Raw genomic sequence first — 16145 nt, 5'->3', positions numbered from 1 at the left:
CTGACAGCGATTGGGGAATAACAATGCATAACAGCACCCAACGTCCGGCCCCCTTGCGCGTGCTGATTATCGGCAGCGGCTTTGGTGGCCTGGGCATGGCCATTCAATTGCAGAAGGCTGGTATTGAGGACTTTCTGCTGCTGGAAAAAGCCGCAGAAGTCGGCGGCACCTGGCGTGACAACAGCTATCCCGGTGCGGCGTGCGATGTGCCGTCGCACCTGTACTCGTTTTCTTTCGAACCGAAAACCGACTGGAGCCGCAAGTTCGCGCCCCAGGCGGAAATTCACGCGTACATGCTGCACTGCGTAACCAAGTATCAGTTGCGCCCGCGCATTCGCTGCAATGCCGAGGTGGCTTCGGCGGCATTTGATGCGGCAGCGGCGCTGTGGCGAGTGACCCTGAGCAATGGCGAAGAACTCTGCGCCGAGGTGCTGATCAGCGCCTGTGGCCAGCTCAATCAGCCGGCCTATCCGGCGCTGCCGGGGGTTGAGCAGTTTACCGGTGAGGCCTTTCACTCAGCGCGCTGGCGGCATGATCTGGACCTGACCGGCAAGCGTGTGGCGGTGATCGGTACCGGTGCCTCGGCGATCCAGTTTGTCCCGCAGCTCCAGCCTAAGGTGGCCGAAATCAAGCTGTTCCAACGCTCGCCGGCTTATGTGCTGGCCAAGCCCGATCGCGCCTACAAAACCTGGGAGTTGGCGCTGATGCGTAAGCTACCCTGGCTGCAGCGCATCGATCGTGGCCTCAAGTACCTGCAATATGAGATGCGTGGCCTGGCGTTTATCAGCCTGCCGTGGCTGATGAAGCTGATGCGCTTCACCTTTGACCGGCATTTAAACCAGCAGATCAGTGACCCGCAGTTGCGTGCGCAGTTGCAGCCGGATTACCCCATGGGCTGTAAGCGCATCCTGATTAGCAATGATTACTTCCCGGCCCTGGCAAAGCCCAATGTGACGGTGATCAGCGAGGCGATTAGCCGCGTGACTGAGACCGCTATTGTCACCGCCGATGGCCGCGAACACCCCTGCGATGTACTGATCTACGGCACCGGCTTTGCCGCCACGGATTTTCTCGCGCCGATGCAGATTACCGGGCTTGCTGGGCTGGAGCTGAACCAGGCCTGGCAGGCCGGCGCAGAGGCTTACAAGGGCATCAGCGTCAGCGGTTTCCCCAATCTGTTTATCCTTTACGGGCCCAACACCAATCTGGGGCATAACTCGATCATCTACATGCTGGAAAGCCAGTTCCGTTACGTGCTTGGTTGCATTGATGTGCTGCGCCAGCAGGATGTGCGTTATCTCAACGTCAAGGCAGCGGTACAGCAGCACTACAACCAGCAAATCCAGGCCAGCTCGCATCGCACGATATGGGAACAGGGCTGCTCAAGCTGGTACAAAACTGCCTCCGGCAAAAGCACCAACAACTGGCCGGGCTACACCTTTACCTACCGCCAGCAGACCCGCGCCCCGGAGATAAACGACTATGACCTCACCCGCTGAATTCACCGCGCCAGCGGCCGATCAGGCGCTTTTGCGCAGTGTGCTGCGTACCAGCCTACGCGTGCTGTTCTGGGGTTTGGTGCGGCCACCCATGCCAATTGCCGGGCAGCGTGCGGTGCTGCGTGTGCTCACTGCGTTCAGCCCGACGCCGCGCGGTATCACCCGCAGCCCTGGCACCCTAGGCGGGCGAGCCTGCGAATGGCATAAACCGCAAAAGGCCCGTGGCACGGTGCTGCTCTACCTGCATGGTGGGGCGTATCTGATTGGCGGGCCGAACACCCATCGGGCGATTTGTTCCAACCTGGCCAGGCTCGGGCAGATGGACGTGTGCGCGCTGGATTACCGCCTGGCACCCGAGCATCCGTATCCGGCCGCCCGCGATGATGCCCTGGCGGCGTTTCAGGCGCTGATTGAGTTAGGTTACGCACCCGCGCAAATTGTTATCGGCGGCGACTCGGCCGGTGGCAACCTGAGCCTGATCACCAGCCTGCGCCTGCGCGACATGGGTTTGCCGCAACCGGCTGCAATGCTGTGTTTCTCCCCGGTCACGGACTTTACCGGCACCCAGTTACATGAGCCGCCGGCGGGTGATCCGTTGATCCACCCCAAGTGGATCGAGCAAGCGTTGGCGCTTTATTGTCCGGCCGATGTGGCGCATGACGATCCAGGCCTGTCGCCGCAGTTTGCCGATCTACATGGCCTGCCACCGGTGCTGATCCAGGTGGGTGAAGACGAAATTCTGCGCAACGACAGCCTGCGCTTTGCCGACAAGGCCAAGGCTGCAGGGGTGGATGTGTGCCTGCAGCGCTATCCAGGGCTGTGGCATGTGTTTCAGGCCCACGCTGGCATGCTCAAGGCGGCTGACTTTGCCTTGGCCGAAGTGGTGAGATTTTTGCGAGCGCGAGGTTGCTGATGCACAACATTCTGATTACAGGGGCGGCGTCGGGCATCGGTGCCGCCACCGCGCGCTTGTTTCACCAGCAGGGCTGGCAAGTGGGCCTGCTCGACATCAACCCTCAGGCGCTGGCCGCGCTTGCCGCCGAGTTGGGTGACGTTTGGCATGCGCAACTGGATGTGACGGATGCCGCAGCGGTCAAGGTCGCCTTGGCGGACTTTTGCGCGTTGCACGCAGGGCAACTGCGCCTGCTGTTTAACAGCGCTGGGGTTTTGCAGTGTGGCCATTTCGAGGAAATTGAACTGGCCGAGCATGCGCGCATCTTGCAGATCAATGTGCAGGGCACGCTGAACATGACGCATGCGGCGTTCCCTTACCTGCAAGCCACACCGCAGGCCCAGGTAATCAACATGGGTTCTGCTTCCGGGCTGTATGGCGTGCCGCACCTGGCCAGTTATTCGGCGTCCAAGTTCGCCATTCGCGGCCTGACCGAGGCGCTGGAGCTGGAGTGGGCCAAGTACGACATTCGCGTTGGCGACCTGATGCCGCCCTTTGTCAGCACGCCGATGCTCAATAATCAGCGCTTCCAGGCACCGGTGCTGCGCCGCCTGGGCGTTAAGCTTGAGGCGCACGCTGTGGCGCAGGCGGCCTGGGCGCAGGCGCAGAGCAATAACGTACACCGGCCGATCAGCCTGCAGTTCAAGCTGCTCTACCGTACCGGCCAGCTAACGCCGGCCTGGCTGACGCGGCGCATCATGGCTTGGCTAAGCCGGGAGTGAACAGGTCGGCGTATTTTTAGCTGGGCAAACGCCGCACGATAGGGCTAGTCTGCACTTAACGCTTCTGACTTGTTCACCCTGAACAAGCCTGCGTTGACCAGCCCTGGTTTCAGGTCTGGCTTATGACCTATCAAGCAGCGTGATCGCTTGATTCTCGGGCGGCACTGCCACTGGTGCCGCGACATCGCTGAAGCTCAAGCGGTAGCAATGGGAAAGCGTTTAACAGGTTCTCGCACTGCAGTATCGACACCTTGTTGGTTCTTTAGCGTCCTGTAAATTTATCCATCGCCTGAGGAGTTCACTTCATGAGCACAGCCTTGCATGACGATGTTAGCAATGGGGTTCTACGGCGGATGAAGGAAGGTGGCTTTGACTTTGCCAGCTTCCATCCCATCGAGTTCTATGCCCTTTTTCCGGATGAGGCGCGAGCCCGCCAGGCCACCCGTAAATTTCGCGGTGAGTCGTTACACGCCTTGGTGACCGAGCGCGATGACGGCGTTTGGCACCTGCAAGTCAGTAAAGTGATGTTTGCCACCTGCTACGGGATTGATGACTTTGAACATGACCTTGGGTCAGTCGTGATCCCCCTTGGCGGTAAGCTGGATGGCTGGGGCGTAACCCAGGAGGTCAGACAGCTCTGAGCGCCATACACCGGCCATACACCGGCCAGCCATAGGCTGGCCGGTGTCATTTCTACTTCGCTAACTCACGCCTCAACCAATCGCTCCTCGACCCCAGCCTGCGCTTTGCTGCAGACTTGGCCCATGACCGATATCCTGATTTTTACCCATGTTGATTACTGCCCACCGGCCCACCTCGGCAAGGTGCTGGAGCAGGCTGGCCATGCCTTTACGGTGTTACGTGCTGATCTTGGTGAACTGGAGGGCATCGACCTTGACCGTCCCAAAGCCGTGGCTATTATGGGTGGGCCGATGAGCGTGAATGACCCACTGCCCTGGATCGCCACAGAAGTGGCGGCGTTGCAGCATTTAATCCGCCGCGATATCCCGCTGATCGGTCACTGCCTGGGCGGCCAGTTGCTGGCCAAAGCGTTGGGCGCGCAAATCCAGCGCATGCCCTTTACCGAAAGTGGCTGGCAGCCGCTGAGGCGGCTCGATCAGGCCGCACCTAGCCCGTGGCTGGCGCACTTACCCGACAGCTTTACGGTGTTTCAGTGGCATGGCGACAGTTTCGCCATCCCGGCCGGTGCGCAGCCGTTGCTCAGCAGCCCCTGGTGCAGCAATCAGGCGTTTGCCTGGGGCGATAAAGTGCTGGCCCTGCAAGGCCACCCGGAAATGGACGAAGCTTTAGTGCGCCAATGGCTAGACGATTGGCACCACCTGCTAGATGACACCCAGCCAAGCCAGCAGAGCAGGGCGCAGATGCTTGAAGACCTGCCAGCTAAGATCGCTGAACTGAATCGCGTGGCCGAAGGCTTCTATCGTCACTGGCTGCATTTGGCCGGTTTGTAGGTCGCCGCCATAAAATGGCGCGGCCTGTCATGGGCAAGCCAGTGACGCGTCTCATCTTGGTGCGTAATGATCGCAGACATTATTTAACCTATTGAAATTTAAGCTATTTAACTAGTGGCGCGGGCTTTGCAGTGTTGACTCCATGACCGGCTGACAAGGAGTACGGCATGGGCCGCACCTTTTATGATGAGATGTACGACGCGAGTGGTGCAGTCCGCCCGCACTATCAGGCCTTTTCCCGTTGGCTGGCGGACACCCCGGAGGAACTGCTGGCCCAGCGCCGCCGTGAAGCTGACCTGCTGTTCCACCGCGCGGGGATCACCTTCACCCTGTATGGCGATGATCAGGGCACCGAGCGCCTGATTCCATTCGATATCATCCCGCGCAGTATTCCGGCCAGCGAATGGCGCATGGTCGAACGCGGCTGCATCCAGCGCGTGCAGGCGCTGAATATGTTCCTTGGCGACCTCTACCACGACCAGCGCATCATCAAGGCTGGCATCGTGCCGGCCGAGCAGGTGCTGGCCAACGAGGGTTACCAGATCGCCATGCAGGGTCTCAACCTGCACCGCGACCTATACGCACACATCGCCGGGGTCGATCTGGTGCGTGATGGCGACGGCAGCTACTACGTGCTGGAAGACAACCTGCGCACCCCCAGCGGCGTCAGCTACATGCTCGAAGACCGCAAGATGATGATGCGTCTGTTCCCCGAGCTGTTCGCTGCCCAGCGCGTGGCGCCGGTCGATCACTACCCCAACTTGCTCCTCGATACGCTTAAATCCTCCAGCCCGCTGGATAACCCCAATGTCGTGGTGCTGACGCCGGGGCGCTTTAACAGCACGTACTTTGAGCATGCCTTCCTTTCCCGTGAGATGGGCGTGGAGTTGGTCGAGGGCGCTGACCTGTTTGTGCGCGACGACAAGCTCTTTATGCGCACCACCTCCGGGGCCGTCCAGGTGGATGTGATCTACCGCCGCCTCGACGATGCCTTCCTCGACCCACTGGCGTTCAACCCGGGCTCCATGCTCGGTGTGCCCGGCTTACTGGCCTGTTACCGCAGCGGCAACGTGGTGCTGGCCAATGCCGTCGGCACCGGCGTGGCGGACGATAAATCGGTCTACCCCTATGTCGACGACATGATCCGTTTCTACCTGAGTGAAGAGCCGATCCTAAAAAACGTGCCGACCTTTCAGTGCCGCAAACCGGCCGAGCTGTCCCACGTGCTGGCCAATCTCGAACAGTTGGTGGTCAAGGAAACCCAGGGTTCCGGCGGCTACGGCATGTTGGTGGGTCCGGCGGCCAGCAAGGCTGAGATCGCAGAATTCCGCACGCGGCTGATCGCCCGCCCAGAAGCCTATATCGCCCAGCCGACTCTGTGCCTGTCGACCTGCCCGACCTTTGTTGAGCGCGGTATTGCACCGCGGCATATCGACCTGCGTCCGTTCGTGCTGTCGGGCAAGGAAACCCGCATCGTCCCCGGCGGCCTGACCCGCGTGGCGCTGCGCGAAGGCTCGCTGGTGGTCAATTCGTCCCAAGGGGGCGGTACCAAAGACACCTGGGTCGTGGAGGATTCATCATGCTGAGTCGAACGGCCTCTGACCTGTACTGGATGTCGCGCTACCTAGAGCGTGCGGAGAACCTGGCGCGCATGCTGGATGTCAGCTACTCGCTATCGTTGATGCCGCAAGACGGTCGCGGCGACGGCTTGGAAGAGCTGGCCCTGCCGCTGCTGATTACCGGCACCCTGGATGAATACCTGACGCGCCATGGCCCGATGGATGCCGAGCGCATGCTGAATTTCTTCGCCTTGGATGCGAGCAATCCGGCGAGCATTTACTGCTGCCTGCAGGCCGCCCGCAGCAACGCCCACGCCGTGCGCGGACGGATCACCGCCGACATGTGGGAGAACATCAACGCCACCTGGCTGGAGATTCGCGGCATTGCCGAACAGGGCCTGGGCCGATATGGCATCAGCCGCTTCTGTGAGTGGGTCAAGGAGCGCTCGCACCTGTTCCGTGGCGCCACTTTCGGCACGATTATGCGTGGCGACCCGTACCGTTTTATCCGCCTCGGCACCTTTATCGAACGCGCCGATAACACCCTGCGCCTGATCGATGCGCGCTATGAAATGCTCGGCGAAGACATCGACGAAATCGACGGTCGCCCAGCCCGCAGCTACTACCAGTGGACCGCGCTGCTACGCGCCTTGTCGTCATTCGAGGCGTTTGCCGAGATCTACCGTGGCTCGCCCGATACGCGCAAAGTCTCCGAATTGTTGCTGCTGCGCGCCGACATACCGCGCTCGCTGCGCGCCTGCATGGACGAGCTCAACCTGATGCTCGCCAGCCTGCCCGGCGACAACGGCCGCCCAGCCCAGCGCCTGGCCGCCGAACTGGAAGCACGGCTGCGTTACACCAGCATCGAAGAAGTGCTCGACGAGGGCCTGCACGCCTGGCTCACCGATTTCATCCTGCTGGTTCGCCAGTTAGGTCAAGCCATCCAAAGCTCCTACCTGGAGGTCGCATGAGACTGTCAATCAGCCACGACACTACCTATCGCTATGAAGATCAGGTACGCAACAGCATCCAGTATTTGCGCATGACCCCACACGACAGTGAGCGCCAGCACGTAATCAGCTGGGCATTAAGTTTGCCGCGCCCGGTGCGTGCGCAGATCGACCCCTACGGCAACATCCTGCACGTGCTGACCCTGGATGAACCGCACGAGTCCATCGTCATCGGTGCCCGTGGCCAGGTCGAAATAGACGAGTCGCGCGAAGCCGAGCACGAAAGCCAGTCGGCCTGGCCGTTTCTGCGCTTTACCCGCCTGACCGAAGCCGATGCCGCCCTGCGCGAGTTCGTCCAGCTGCAAAGCCACAGCCGCGCTGACCGCAGCGGCCTGATCGACCTGATGTACGCGCTGAATGCGCACATCAGCTACCAGCCCGGTACTACCGCCGTGGAAACCAGCGCCAGCGAGGCCTTCGCCGGCGGCAGGGGCGTCTGCCAGGACCACGCCCACGCTTTTCTCGCCTGCGCGCGCAGCCTGGGTGTTCCGGCGCGTTATGTGTCGGGTTATCTGTTTACCGACAGCGAAGACCACCTGGCCAGCCACGCTTGGGCCGAAGCCTGGCTGGATGGCGCCTGGTACAGCTTTGACGTAACCAACTGCCTGGCCAAGCCAGAGCGGCATTTGAAGTTGGCCGTGGGCCTGGATTATCTGGACGCCTGCCCGGTCCGCGGCATGCGCCGCGGTGGCGGCATCGAGCAAATGCACGCACAGGTTGATGTAGCGCCGTTGCTGCACGTGCAACAGCAGTAAAGGCGTGGCGTTGGCTTCGTAGGGTGGGTTAGTGGCGCTGGATCCGAGATTGGCTGTCCAACTCGGAGCATGAGCGGCACGTAACCCACCGAGCGGTGGTCGCGGTTGTGGCTGTGGGCTCTTCTAGTCCCTTAGTCCGTAGGATGGGTTGAGCACAGCGATACCCATGCTGCTGGTGTGATAGATGCAGCGCAGCGCGACTCGGTCCATCCACGCGTTGCTGCTTAACGCCAGTTTTGTAGGAGGGGCTTTAGCCGCGAGCTTTGCTGCTTCTGGTGCTTTCTTTTCAGGTACTGCGACAAGTTCATTAGCGTGGTGATTTCTGATTTTGGTTTCGCCCCTTACGAGCGAGTCTCTTTATCCAGTCGCGGAAAAAGTAACCAAAAACGCTTGCCCCAACATCCGGCCCTGCCTGCGGCAGGGTTCGTTCACGCCATCGTTGCTCTAGGGGCCCGCCCGGATGCGGCCCACCGACGAAGGGCCATCCCTGGCCCATCGCGGCTCTCGCGGCATCCATGCCGCTCAACGCCATCCACAACGATTCTGTTCACCCTCTTGAAGGGGCGTTTGGCGTCGTCTGCACGTTTTGTGTGGCTGAATCAAAAGCAACGCCTGCCACCACTGCGGTTTGATGGGTATCGCGTTGCTCAACCCATCCTACGGCCAAGGGTTTTAAGCATTTCGGTTTCTAAACACATATCTCAGATGCGCGCGCAAAATCCCCGTCAGGAGGCCGAGTGGAGGTGTTGCGTAGGGGGACGAGCCGCATGGATGCGGCGAGAGGCGTAATGGGCCAGGGACGGTCCATGTACGCCGGCCCCCGGATGCAGGGGCGCATTCTCTTTGGTTACTTTCTCTTGTGCGAAGCAAGAGAAAGTAACTCGCCGTAAAGGCGAAAGCGTAGGTTCAGTCGACCAAGATGTTTTGTGAAACAGTGCTAATGAATAAGCAAAGTGTTCGCGGCTCTCCATGAAGCCATCAAGGCTTCACTTTCCTCCCGACCATATGCCCCAAATACTCAACCAACTCGCCCAGCGCCTTGTCACTCAAAACCTCAACCGCAAACCCCGGCATCTTGCCTTGCGGCCAGCGGCGCAAACTCTGTGGGTCGCGGATGTAGCGGGTTAGAAAGTCGCCGCTGAAATACTCGGTCGGGTTATGCGGAATATTCAGGTCGGGGCCGAATTGCGAGTCGCCGGCACCGTTCAGGCGATGGCATGCCATACAGTTCTTCTGGTACTGGGCAAAACCCGCCTGCACCGCCGGGCTGGCGTCTGCCGCTGGCAGCAGTTGCGGAAAGCGTTGCGCCACCGGGGCTAATTTGCGAATGGCGGCCAATTGGAACGGCCACTGTTCCGGGCTTATCTGGCTGGCGGCTGGGTTTTGCCAGACTAGGTAAAACGGCCCGGCGCTGGATTTGCCTTTACCCAGGGGCGGCCAGGGTTGCGCCGGGTCTTCAATAGCCAGCCAGGCTTGGCTGCCGGTTTTGCTCAGCACAGGCGCAGCAGACAGCTCGGCGGCAAAGCCGTCGCTGGCCACCAGTTGCAGGTGATCACCCGGTTGCACGCCTTTCAGCAGCGCTGTCAGCGGCACGGCGCGGTAGTGCATACGGCGTTTGTAACTGACGTCGTTGTCGATCTCGACGCTTTGCGTCTGTGGGTGGGCGAGCAGTTGGGCGGTGCTCAGGCGCTGGCTGCCGTTGCCTAACTCCAGGGTCAGTTCGGCGGCGTGCAGCTGGCTAAAGGGCAGCAGGCTGAGCAGGGCAATGCAGGCGATGCGGGTGTTCAATCCTGAGACTCCAGGGCGAATTTAAGCTCCTCATAGCCGCCGGCGTTGATCAGGTTGCTGTAGCCCATGGCGCGCAGGCTTTCTTCGGCAATGCCGGAGCGACGACCGCTTTGGCAGTAGAGGACGATTGGGGTGTCTTTGTCCGGGGCGAGGGCGCTGATCTGGCTGGCGATCTGTTCATGGCCCATGCGTTCGGCGTTTGGCAAAGCACCGGCGGCGAATTCTTCGGCCGTGCGTACATCAATAAGCAGCGTGTCGGGGGATTGCAGGGCGGTGACGGCGGCATTGAGTTCAGCTTCGCCGGCCATAAGCGGTAGGCTAATTAGCAGGCAGAGAGTGGCGAGTAGGCGACGCATGGTGTGCTCCTTGGGGTGATTGCGGTCACCCTAGCACAGGCGCTGATCTTCCCGCTTTGCGGCGATTGTGCTGCCCTGCCAGCGCACTCCACTGTGGCGGGCAGGGCAGCACACGAGTGGCTGACCGCGCTTCAATAACAGGCAATGAAGCGGTGCGATTTCCAGCGTTAACTAATCAAACGGGTCAGGTTGGGAAGGATCAGAATCACGGTGGTGGCAAAAACGATCATGCCTGCTTGGCGCATCTTCACGGGATTGAACATGGCGATTGGCCTTGTTTTTTTTTGCGGCGGGTAGTCGCTGGCCTGCTAATTGTGCGGGTGCGACGCCTCACCTCATGTTGAGCATTAAAACCGTCCCGGCAAAACCCGGCGACGATGCCTTCAACCGCCTGCACTGCATTTCAGGCGGCTTGATTCAACTGTAGGGGCGCCTAAGCACTTGCCATAGACGCCTTGATTACTAAGGCCGGTGGGTTAGGTGCTGGTGGTTATGACCGTAGTGCTGCCACCCGCATTCGAGCCTTGAGTTAGACGCTGTTTTGCCCATTCGCTCAGCAATTGACCGTTGGTCTGAGCTGAGCGGTCAATAGCCCTGAGCGCTTCGGTCATTGAGCCTGTCTGCGCGCGGCGTATGGTGACTGCACTCAACAAAAATAGGCGCGGGTAACACCTGCGCCATCAGCCACCCTCCATTGGAGGTCTGAGGACGCCATGACCGAAGCATTTATTTTCGATGCCGTGCGCACGCCCCGCGGCAAGGGTAAGAAGGACGGCGCGCTGTACAGCGTTAAGCCGGTCGACTTGGTCGCCGGCCTGCTCAAGGCGCTGCAAGCGCGCAATAACCTCGATACCAGCCAGGTCGACGACATCGTGCTCGGCTGCGTGACGCCGGTGGGTGATCAGGGTGCGGACATCGCCAAGACGGCCGCCATGGTCGCCGATTGGGATGTCAGTGTGTCGGGCGTGCAGCTCAACCGTTTCTGCGCCTCAGGCCTTGAGGCAGTCAACCTTGGCGCGATGAAGGTGCGTTCCGGCTTTGAGGACTTGGTGGTGGTCGGCGGCGTCGAGTCGATGTCGCGCATCCCCATGGGCTCCGACGGCGGTGCCTGGGTGATGGACCCGGCGACCAATATGCACACTCATTTCACCCCGCAGGGTATTGGCGCCGATCTGATCGCCACTTTGGAAGGTTTCAGCCGCATGGACGTCGACAGCTTTGCCCTGCGCTCGCAGCAGAAGGCCGCTCGCGCCAGCAAGGACGGTTCGTTCAACAAGTCGCTGATTCCGGTGGCCGACCAGAACGGCATCGTCCTGCTCGACCACGACGAATTTATCCGTGGCGAATCCACCCTTGAGGGCCTGGGCAAGCTCAAGCCGAGCTTCGAGATGATGGGCCAGATGGGCTTCGACAGCACCGCGCTGCGTGTTTACAGCCATGTTGAACAGATCAACCACGTACACACCCCAGGTAACAGCTCCGGCATCGTTGACGGTTCGGCCCTGATGCTTATCGGCAGTGCTGCCAAGGGCAAGGAACTGGGTTTGAAGCCGCGCGCGCGCATCGTCGCCACCGCCGTAACCAGTACCGATCCGACCATCATGCTCACCGGCCCAGCGCCGGCCACGCGCAAGGCGTTGGCCAAGGCCGGGCTGAACATTGCTGATATCGACCTGTTTGAAGTCAACGAAGCGTTCGCTTCGGTGGTGATGAAGTTTATGAAAGAGATGGGCGTCAGCGAAGACAAGGTCAACGTCAACGGCGGCTCCATCGCCATGGGCCACCCGCTGGGTGCCACCGGTTGCGCCATCCTAGGCACCCTGCTCGACGAGTTGGAGAAGCGCCAGCTGCGCTATGGCCTTGCCACCTTATGCGTGGGCGGCGGTATGGGCATTGCCACGATTATTGAAAGAGTTTGAGGTGGAGATAAGAAAAATGACTGACGCCATCCGTTACGAAAAAGGCCAGGACAATATCGTCGTTCTGACCATGGACATGCCCGGCCAGAGCGCCAACACCATGAACGCGGTGTACCGCGAGGCCATGGGCAAGATCGTCGAGCGCCTGGAAGCTGAGAAGGACTCCATCGCTGGGGTGATTGTCACTTCGGCGAAGAAGACTTTTTTTGCCGGCGGCGACTTGGGGGAGCTGATCAAAGTCACCAAGGCTGACGCGCAAGCCTTCTACGGCATGATCCTCAACATCAAAGGCCAACTGCGCCGCCTGGAAACCCTCGGCAAACCGGTGGTCGCGGCGATCAATGGTGCGGCTCTGGGCGGTGGCTGGGAAATTGCCCTGGCCTGCCACCACCGTATCGCCCTGGACAGCTCCAGTGTGCAACTGGGCCTGCCGGAAGTGACACTTGGCCTGCTGCCGGGCGGTGGCGGGGTGGTGCGTATGGTGCGCCTGCTCGGCCTGGAAAAAGCTCTGCCGTATTTGGCCGAAGGTAAGAAGGTTCGTCCGGAGGCCGCGCTTAAAGCGGGTTTGATTCATGAGTTGGCTTCCGACAAGGATGATCTGCTGGCCAAGGCCCGCGCCTGGATTGCGGCCAACCCGGCGCCCAAGCAGCCTTGGGATGTGGCTGGTTACAAGATTCCGGGGGGTACGCCGTCGAGCCCGAACGTGGCGCAGATGCTGGCCATTGCACCGAGCGTGCTGCGCGATAAAACCAAGGGTTGCTTCCCCGCGCCGGAGAAAATCATGTGCGCCGCCGTCGAGGGTGCCCAGGTCGATTTCGATACTGCGCAGATCATTGAGGCGCGCTACTTCACTGAGCTGACCACCGGCCAGGTGGCGAAGAACATGATTGGCACCTTCTGGTTCCAGCTCAATGAAATCAACGCCGGCGGCTCGCGCCCGCAAGGCTTCGCGCCCTACGTGACCAAGAAGGTTGGCGTGCTCGGCGCTGGCATGATGGGCGCCGGCATTGCCTATGTGTCAGCGGTTGCCGGGATCGAGGTGGTGCTCAAGGACATCTCCATCGAAGCGGCCGAGAAGGGTAAGGCCTACTCGGCCAAACTGCTGGAGAAAAAGGTCGGTCGTGGTCAGATGAGCGCCGAGAAGCGCGATGGCATCCTGGCGCGAATCAAACCGACGGTCAGCGATGCCGACTTCGACGGCTGCGATCTGATCATCGAAGCGGTGTTCGAGGACCGTGACCTCAAAGCCAATGTCACCGCCGCGGCCGAGCGTGCGGCGTTGAGCGACGCGGTGATCGCCTCCAATACCTCGACTCTGCCGATCACCGGTCTGGCCACTGCGGTACAGAACCAAGACAAGTTTATTGGTCTGCATTTCTTCAGCCCGGTGGACAAGATGCCGCTGGTGGAAATCATCAAAGGCGAGCAGACCAGCGACGAAACCTTGGCGCGTGGCTTTGACTACGTCATGCAGATCAAGAAGACTCCGATCGTGGTTAACGACAGCCGCGGCTTCTTCACCTCGCGGGTGTTCGGCACCTTTACTAATGAAGGCTTGGCCATGCTTGGCGAGGGCGTGAGTGCGGCGATGATCGAGAACGAAGCACGCAAGGCCGGCATGCCGGTCGGCCCGTTGGCGATCAGCGATGAAGTGTCGATGAGCCTGATGAACCATATTCGTCAGCAAACCATCAAGGATCTGGCCGCAGAGGGTAAGCAAATCCCCGATCATCCGGCCTTTGCGGTGATCGACATGATGCTCAACGAGTACAAACGGCCGGGCAAGGCGGCAGGCGCTGGCTTCTACGATTACCCTGCGGGCGGCAAGAAGCACCTGTGGCCGGAACTCAAGGCGCGCTTTGAGAAGCGCGATGCGCAGATCTCGCAGATCGACGTGCGTGATCGCATCCTGTTTATCCAGGCCATCGAAACCGTGCGCTGCGTGGAAGAGGGCGTACTCAAATCGGTTGCTGACGCCAATATCGGTTCGATCTTCGGCATCGGCTTTGCCGCCTGGACCGGCGGTGCGCTGCAGTTTATCAACCAGTATGGCGTGCAGGACTTTGTCGCCCGCGCCGAGTACCTGGCTGAGCAGTACGGCGAGCGCTTCCTGCCGCCGGCGTTGCTGTTGGAAAAGGCGGCTAAAGGCGCGCACTTCTAGCCATGGTGGCCCCAATGCGAGCGCTTTGTGGCGGCCCCTAGAGGTGAACCTGTTGAAGAGTATCCGGGTGGCCTGAAGCGGTCAGGGGGGAATGAAAATCCCTGGGAGCAATATGCGCCCAGGGGCGTGATGGTTATGGAAATAAACAGCGAGGTAAAAGCCTTACCCGAGTTAAATCATGGTCGGCCAATATGACCTTGATGAATTGTGGGCGTAATTATGCGCAGTATGAGTTTGCACAGCTAACGTGCCGGCGAGATTAAGCGGGAGAGGTGGTCGAGAGATGGGTGATAAAGAATCAGTTGTTGTAACGGCTATTAGTGTTGTGTGGTGAACATCCCTGTTCCTGCGTTTTAAATTAACGCATGCTCAGGGCGAAGTTGTTCTGCAACCAACTTTGGTGATGCGCATCGCTGCGGTCTATCGACCACTTGGTTAGGCTCAGCATGGCTAGCGTAGCGCCGACGATCATCAGCGGGTAAGCCGTCATGAGTTCGCTCAGCGAGTATTTCCACGCGAGCGGGTGACCCACGCCGAGCAGGGCGGCGTAGAACCAAGACACCCCCGACAGCGCGCCGGTAAAGATCGCCAGGTTGCGCATGCTCAATGGTAGCTTGAGTAGCGAACCGGCCTGCTGCAGAGCCGGCAGCACGGTATTGTGTAGCACCATGCCGTTAATGGTCAGCAGTATCACAACGGTGATCTTGGCTTGTAGCTTGGGGTTGAGGAAGTACTGCAGGCCGGCGCTGGACGCGTCCATAGCGATAATGCCGATGCCGCTAACCCACAGGACGATAAGCGAAAGACCCACTGCGTTCTTCAAGTGCTCAAGGTGTTCGTTGCACTGTTTGACGCCTTGACCTTTGAACAATTGCTTGAGCATGGCTAGGTCACTGGTTAGTACCAGGCCCACTGCAACGCAGCAGGCGATCAGGTGAACGTAAATGACCCCTAGGCGCATCAGGGTCATAACTTCTTTTTGTTGCAAAGTTGCAATGAGGAAGGTGTAAAAATCCATGGGTGCCTCTTATTGTTTAATTACTAATTAAATAGTGCATGTGGGGTGGGTTTTATAGGTTGGCACATGCGCGAGTTAATATTTAATAGTGTGCTTGTCAGTGTTCTGCTCGTAGGTGTTGAAATATGACCCCTTTTGTCCGGGCACTAACCAAGTGCTGGCACACTCTCTTGTGGCCAAGAATCTTCCTGATTCAGCGGGGGGCTAGTACCTCGTGGATGGCACCACGTGGCCAGACTTTGGGGGTGAATGTAGGAGCGATGACTGAGATGGGTAGTTCAATTTTTGACCAGCCGTTCGTCAGCTCTGGCGTCTTTAGTGCCAATAAGCTACGGACTGATTTATGGCGCAGAAGCCCGTTCTTGTCGCATTTTTAGCTGTTCTTACGAGGGGTTACTAAAACGACGTGCGGTATAAAGGGTCGGTCGCTTGCAGCGAATTGCATTTTGCGTCACAGACGTCTTGTCCATCAGGACGATGGCTGTAGGATAGCCCGCTGCCTAGGGAAATTCTGAAGAAGACTTCCTGATTTTGGCAAAATACCCGGATTCCACCCGCTGAGTTTTCCGATGAAGCAGATGACCTTCGCCGACGCCGAGTACGCCAGCAAGCGCAAGCAGACCCGCAAAGAATTATTCCTGATCGAAATGGATCGGGTGGTTCCGTGGAAGGGGTTGATTGCCTTGATCGAACCCCATTACCCCAAGGGTGATGGTGGTCGTCCGGCCTATCCGCTGATGGCGATGCTGCGAGTGCATCTGATGCAGAACTGGTTCGGTTACAGCGATCCGGCGATGGAAGAGGCGCTGTACGAAACCACCATCCTGCGCCAGTTTGCTGGGCTGAGCCTGGAGCGCATCCCTGATGAAACCACTATCCTCAACTTCCGTCGCTTGCTGKAGAAACACGAGCTGGCCGCGGGCATCCTGGCCGT

General features: G+C 59.6%; 14 protein-coding genes. 11 read left to right on the top strand and 3 right to left on the bottom strand.

Features of this window, described 5'->3' with window-relative positions:
• The first annotated feature begins 23 nt into the window (after positions 1–23).
• The 8 genes from SOP97_RS06295 to SOP97_RS06260 all read left to right on the top strand — a co-directional run bounded on the left by SOP97_RS06295 (position 24) and on the right by SOP97_RS06260 (position 7969).
• On the top strand, positions 24–1499 hold the full coding sequence (locus SOP97_RS06295; protein ID WP_322948636.1) for a flavin-containing monooxygenase: 1476 nt from the start codon (positions 24–26) through the stop codon (positions 1497–1499).
• Positions 1483–2412 carry an alpha/beta hydrolase gene (locus tag SOP97_RS06290; RefSeq protein ID WP_322948635.1) on the top strand — a complete coding sequence of 310 codons (930 nt, stop codon included), beginning with the start codon at positions 1483–1485 and terminating at the stop codon, positions 2410–2412. Before SOP97_RS06295 ends, SOP97_RS06290 begins: the two co-directional genes overlap by 17 nt.
• On the top strand, positions 2412–3173 hold the full coding sequence (locus SOP97_RS06285; protein ID WP_322948634.1) for an SDR family oxidoreductase: 762 nt from the start codon (positions 2412–2414) through the stop codon (positions 3171–3173). Before SOP97_RS06290 ends, SOP97_RS06285 begins: the two co-directional genes overlap by 1 nt.
• Positions 3174–3478: 305 nt before the next feature.
• Positions 3479–3814 (top strand): ribonuclease E inhibitor RraB, encoded by a 336-nt coding sequence (locus SOP97_RS06280; protein ID WP_322948633.1) that lies wholly within the window; start codon positions 3479–3481, stop codon positions 3812–3814.
• A 123-nt stretch (positions 3815–3937) separates the two neighbouring features.
• Positions 3938–4645: a type 1 glutamine amidotransferase gene (locus tag SOP97_RS06275; RefSeq protein ID WP_322948632.1), complete on the top strand. Its 708-nt coding sequence runs from the start codon at positions 3938–3940 to the stop codon at positions 4643–4645.
• Between the two features lie 167 nt (positions 4646–4812).
• Positions 4813–6231 carry a circularly permuted type 2 ATP-grasp protein gene (locus tag SOP97_RS06270; protein WP_322948631.1) on the top strand — a complete coding sequence of 473 codons (1419 nt, stop codon included), beginning with the start codon at positions 4813–4815 and terminating at the stop codon, positions 6229–6231.
• A complete protein-coding gene (locus SOP97_RS06265) occupies positions 6225–7175 on the top strand; it encodes an alpha-E domain-containing protein (protein WP_322948630.1) in 951 nt (316 codons plus the stop codon). The genes SOP97_RS06270 and SOP97_RS06265 overlap by 7 nt, the downstream gene beginning before the upstream one ends.
• Positions 7172–7969 (top strand): transglutaminase family protein, encoded by a 798-nt coding sequence (locus SOP97_RS06260; RefSeq protein WP_322948629.1) that lies wholly within the window; start codon positions 7172–7174, stop codon positions 7967–7969. Before SOP97_RS06265 ends, SOP97_RS06260 begins: the two co-directional genes overlap by 4 nt.
• Before the next feature lie 978 nt (positions 7970–8947).
• Here SOP97_RS06260 and SOP97_RS06255 read toward each other — a convergent pair.
• Together SOP97_RS06255 and SOP97_RS06250 are read right to left on the bottom strand one after the other, a co-directional pair.
• Positions 8948–9757, bottom strand: a complete 810-nt coding sequence (locus tag SOP97_RS06255) for a c-type cytochrome (RefSeq protein ID WP_274086477.1) — start codon at positions 9755–9757, stop codon at positions 8948–8950.
• On the bottom strand, positions 9754–10113 hold the full coding sequence (locus tag SOP97_RS06250) for a rhodanese-like domain-containing protein (RefSeq protein ID WP_274086476.1): 360 nt from the start codon (positions 10111–10113) through the stop codon (positions 9754–9756). Before SOP97_RS06250 ends, SOP97_RS06255 begins: the two co-directional genes overlap by 4 nt.
• A gap of 713 nt (positions 10114–10826) precedes the next feature.
• Here SOP97_RS06250 and SOP97_RS06245 point away from each other — a divergent pair.
• Together SOP97_RS06245 and SOP97_RS06240 are read left to right on the top strand one after the other, a co-directional pair.
• On the top strand, positions 10827–12032 hold the full coding sequence (locus SOP97_RS06245) for an acetyl-CoA C-acetyltransferase (protein WP_322948628.1): 1206 nt from the start codon (positions 10827–10829) through the stop codon (positions 12030–12032).
• A gap of 16 nt (positions 12033–12048) precedes the next feature.
• On the top strand, positions 12049–14193 hold the full coding sequence (locus SOP97_RS06240) for a 3-hydroxyacyl-CoA dehydrogenase NAD-binding domain-containing protein (RefSeq protein ID WP_322948627.1): 2145 nt from the start codon (positions 12049–12051) through the stop codon (positions 14191–14193).
• Positions 14194–14551: 358 nt separating this feature from the next.
• Here the strand turns inward: SOP97_RS06240 and SOP97_RS06235 are convergent, their stop codons facing one another.
• Positions 14552–15211 carry a hypothetical protein gene (locus SOP97_RS06235; protein WP_322948626.1) on the bottom strand — a complete coding sequence of 220 codons (660 nt, stop codon included), beginning with the start codon at positions 15209–15211 and terminating at the stop codon, positions 14552–14554.
• Between the two features lie 569 nt (positions 15212–15780).
• Between SOP97_RS06235 and SOP97_RS06230 the strand changes: the two genes are divergently transcribed.
• On the top strand, positions 15781–16145 hold a 365-nt coding region (locus SOP97_RS06230; RefSeq protein ID WP_322948625.1), incomplete at its 3' end, for a transposase.

Source organism: Pseudomonas spirodelae, assembly GCF_034653255.1.
In the GTDB taxonomy this organism is placed as follows: Bacteria; Pseudomonadota; Gammaproteobacteria; order Pseudomonadales; family Pseudomonadaceae; genus Aquipseudomonas; species Aquipseudomonas spirodelae.
Note: the sequence above shows the minus strand (reverse complement) of the source record. Positions and strands in the feature narration are given on the sequence as shown.

Excerpts from the sequence above, each read along its gene's own strand:
- SOP97_RS06240 (WP_322948627.1), top strand. The coding sequence starts at position 12,049 with ATGACTGACGCCATCCGTTACGAAAAAGGCCAGGACAATATCGTCGTT.
- SOP97_RS06250 (WP_274086476.1), bottom strand. The coding sequence starts at position 10,113 with ATGCGTCGCCTACTCGCCACTCTCTGCCTGCTAATTAGCCTACCGCTT.
- SOP97_RS06260 (WP_322948629.1), top strand. The coding sequence starts at position 7,172 with ATGAGACTGTCAATCAGCCACGACACTACCTATCGCTATGAAGATCAG.
- SOP97_RS06290 (WP_322948635.1), top strand. The coding sequence starts at position 1,483 with ATGACCTCACCCGCTGAATTCACCGCGCCAGCGGCCGATCAGGCGCTT.
- SOP97_RS06245 (WP_322948628.1), top strand. The coding sequence starts at position 10,827 with ATGACCGAAGCATTTATTTTCGATGCCGTGCGCACGCCCCGCGGCAAG.
- SOP97_RS06280 (WP_322948633.1), top strand. The coding sequence starts at position 3,479 with ATGAGCACAGCCTTGCATGACGATGTTAGCAATGGGGTTCTACGGCGG.
- SOP97_RS06270 (WP_322948631.1), top strand. The coding sequence starts at position 4,813 with ATGGGCCGCACCTTTTATGATGAGATGTACGACGCGAGTGGTGCAGTC.
- SOP97_RS06265 (WP_322948630.1), top strand. The coding sequence starts at position 6,225 with ATGCTGAGTCGAACGGCCTCTGACCTGTACTGGATGTCGCGCTACCTA.
- SOP97_RS06285 (WP_322948634.1), top strand. The coding sequence starts at position 2,412 with ATGCACAACATTCTGATTACAGGGGCGGCGTCGGGCATCGGTGCCGCC.
- SOP97_RS06235 (WP_322948626.1), bottom strand. The coding sequence starts at position 15,211 with ATGGATTTTTACACCTTCCTCATTGCAACTTTGCAACAAAAAGAAGTT.
- SOP97_RS06295 (WP_322948636.1), top strand. The coding sequence starts at position 24 with ATGCATAACAGCACCCAACGTCCGGCCCCCTTGCGCGTGCTGATTATC.
- SOP97_RS06275 (WP_322948632.1), top strand. The coding sequence starts at position 3,938 with ATGACCGATATCCTGATTTTTACCCATGTTGATTACTGCCCACCGGCC.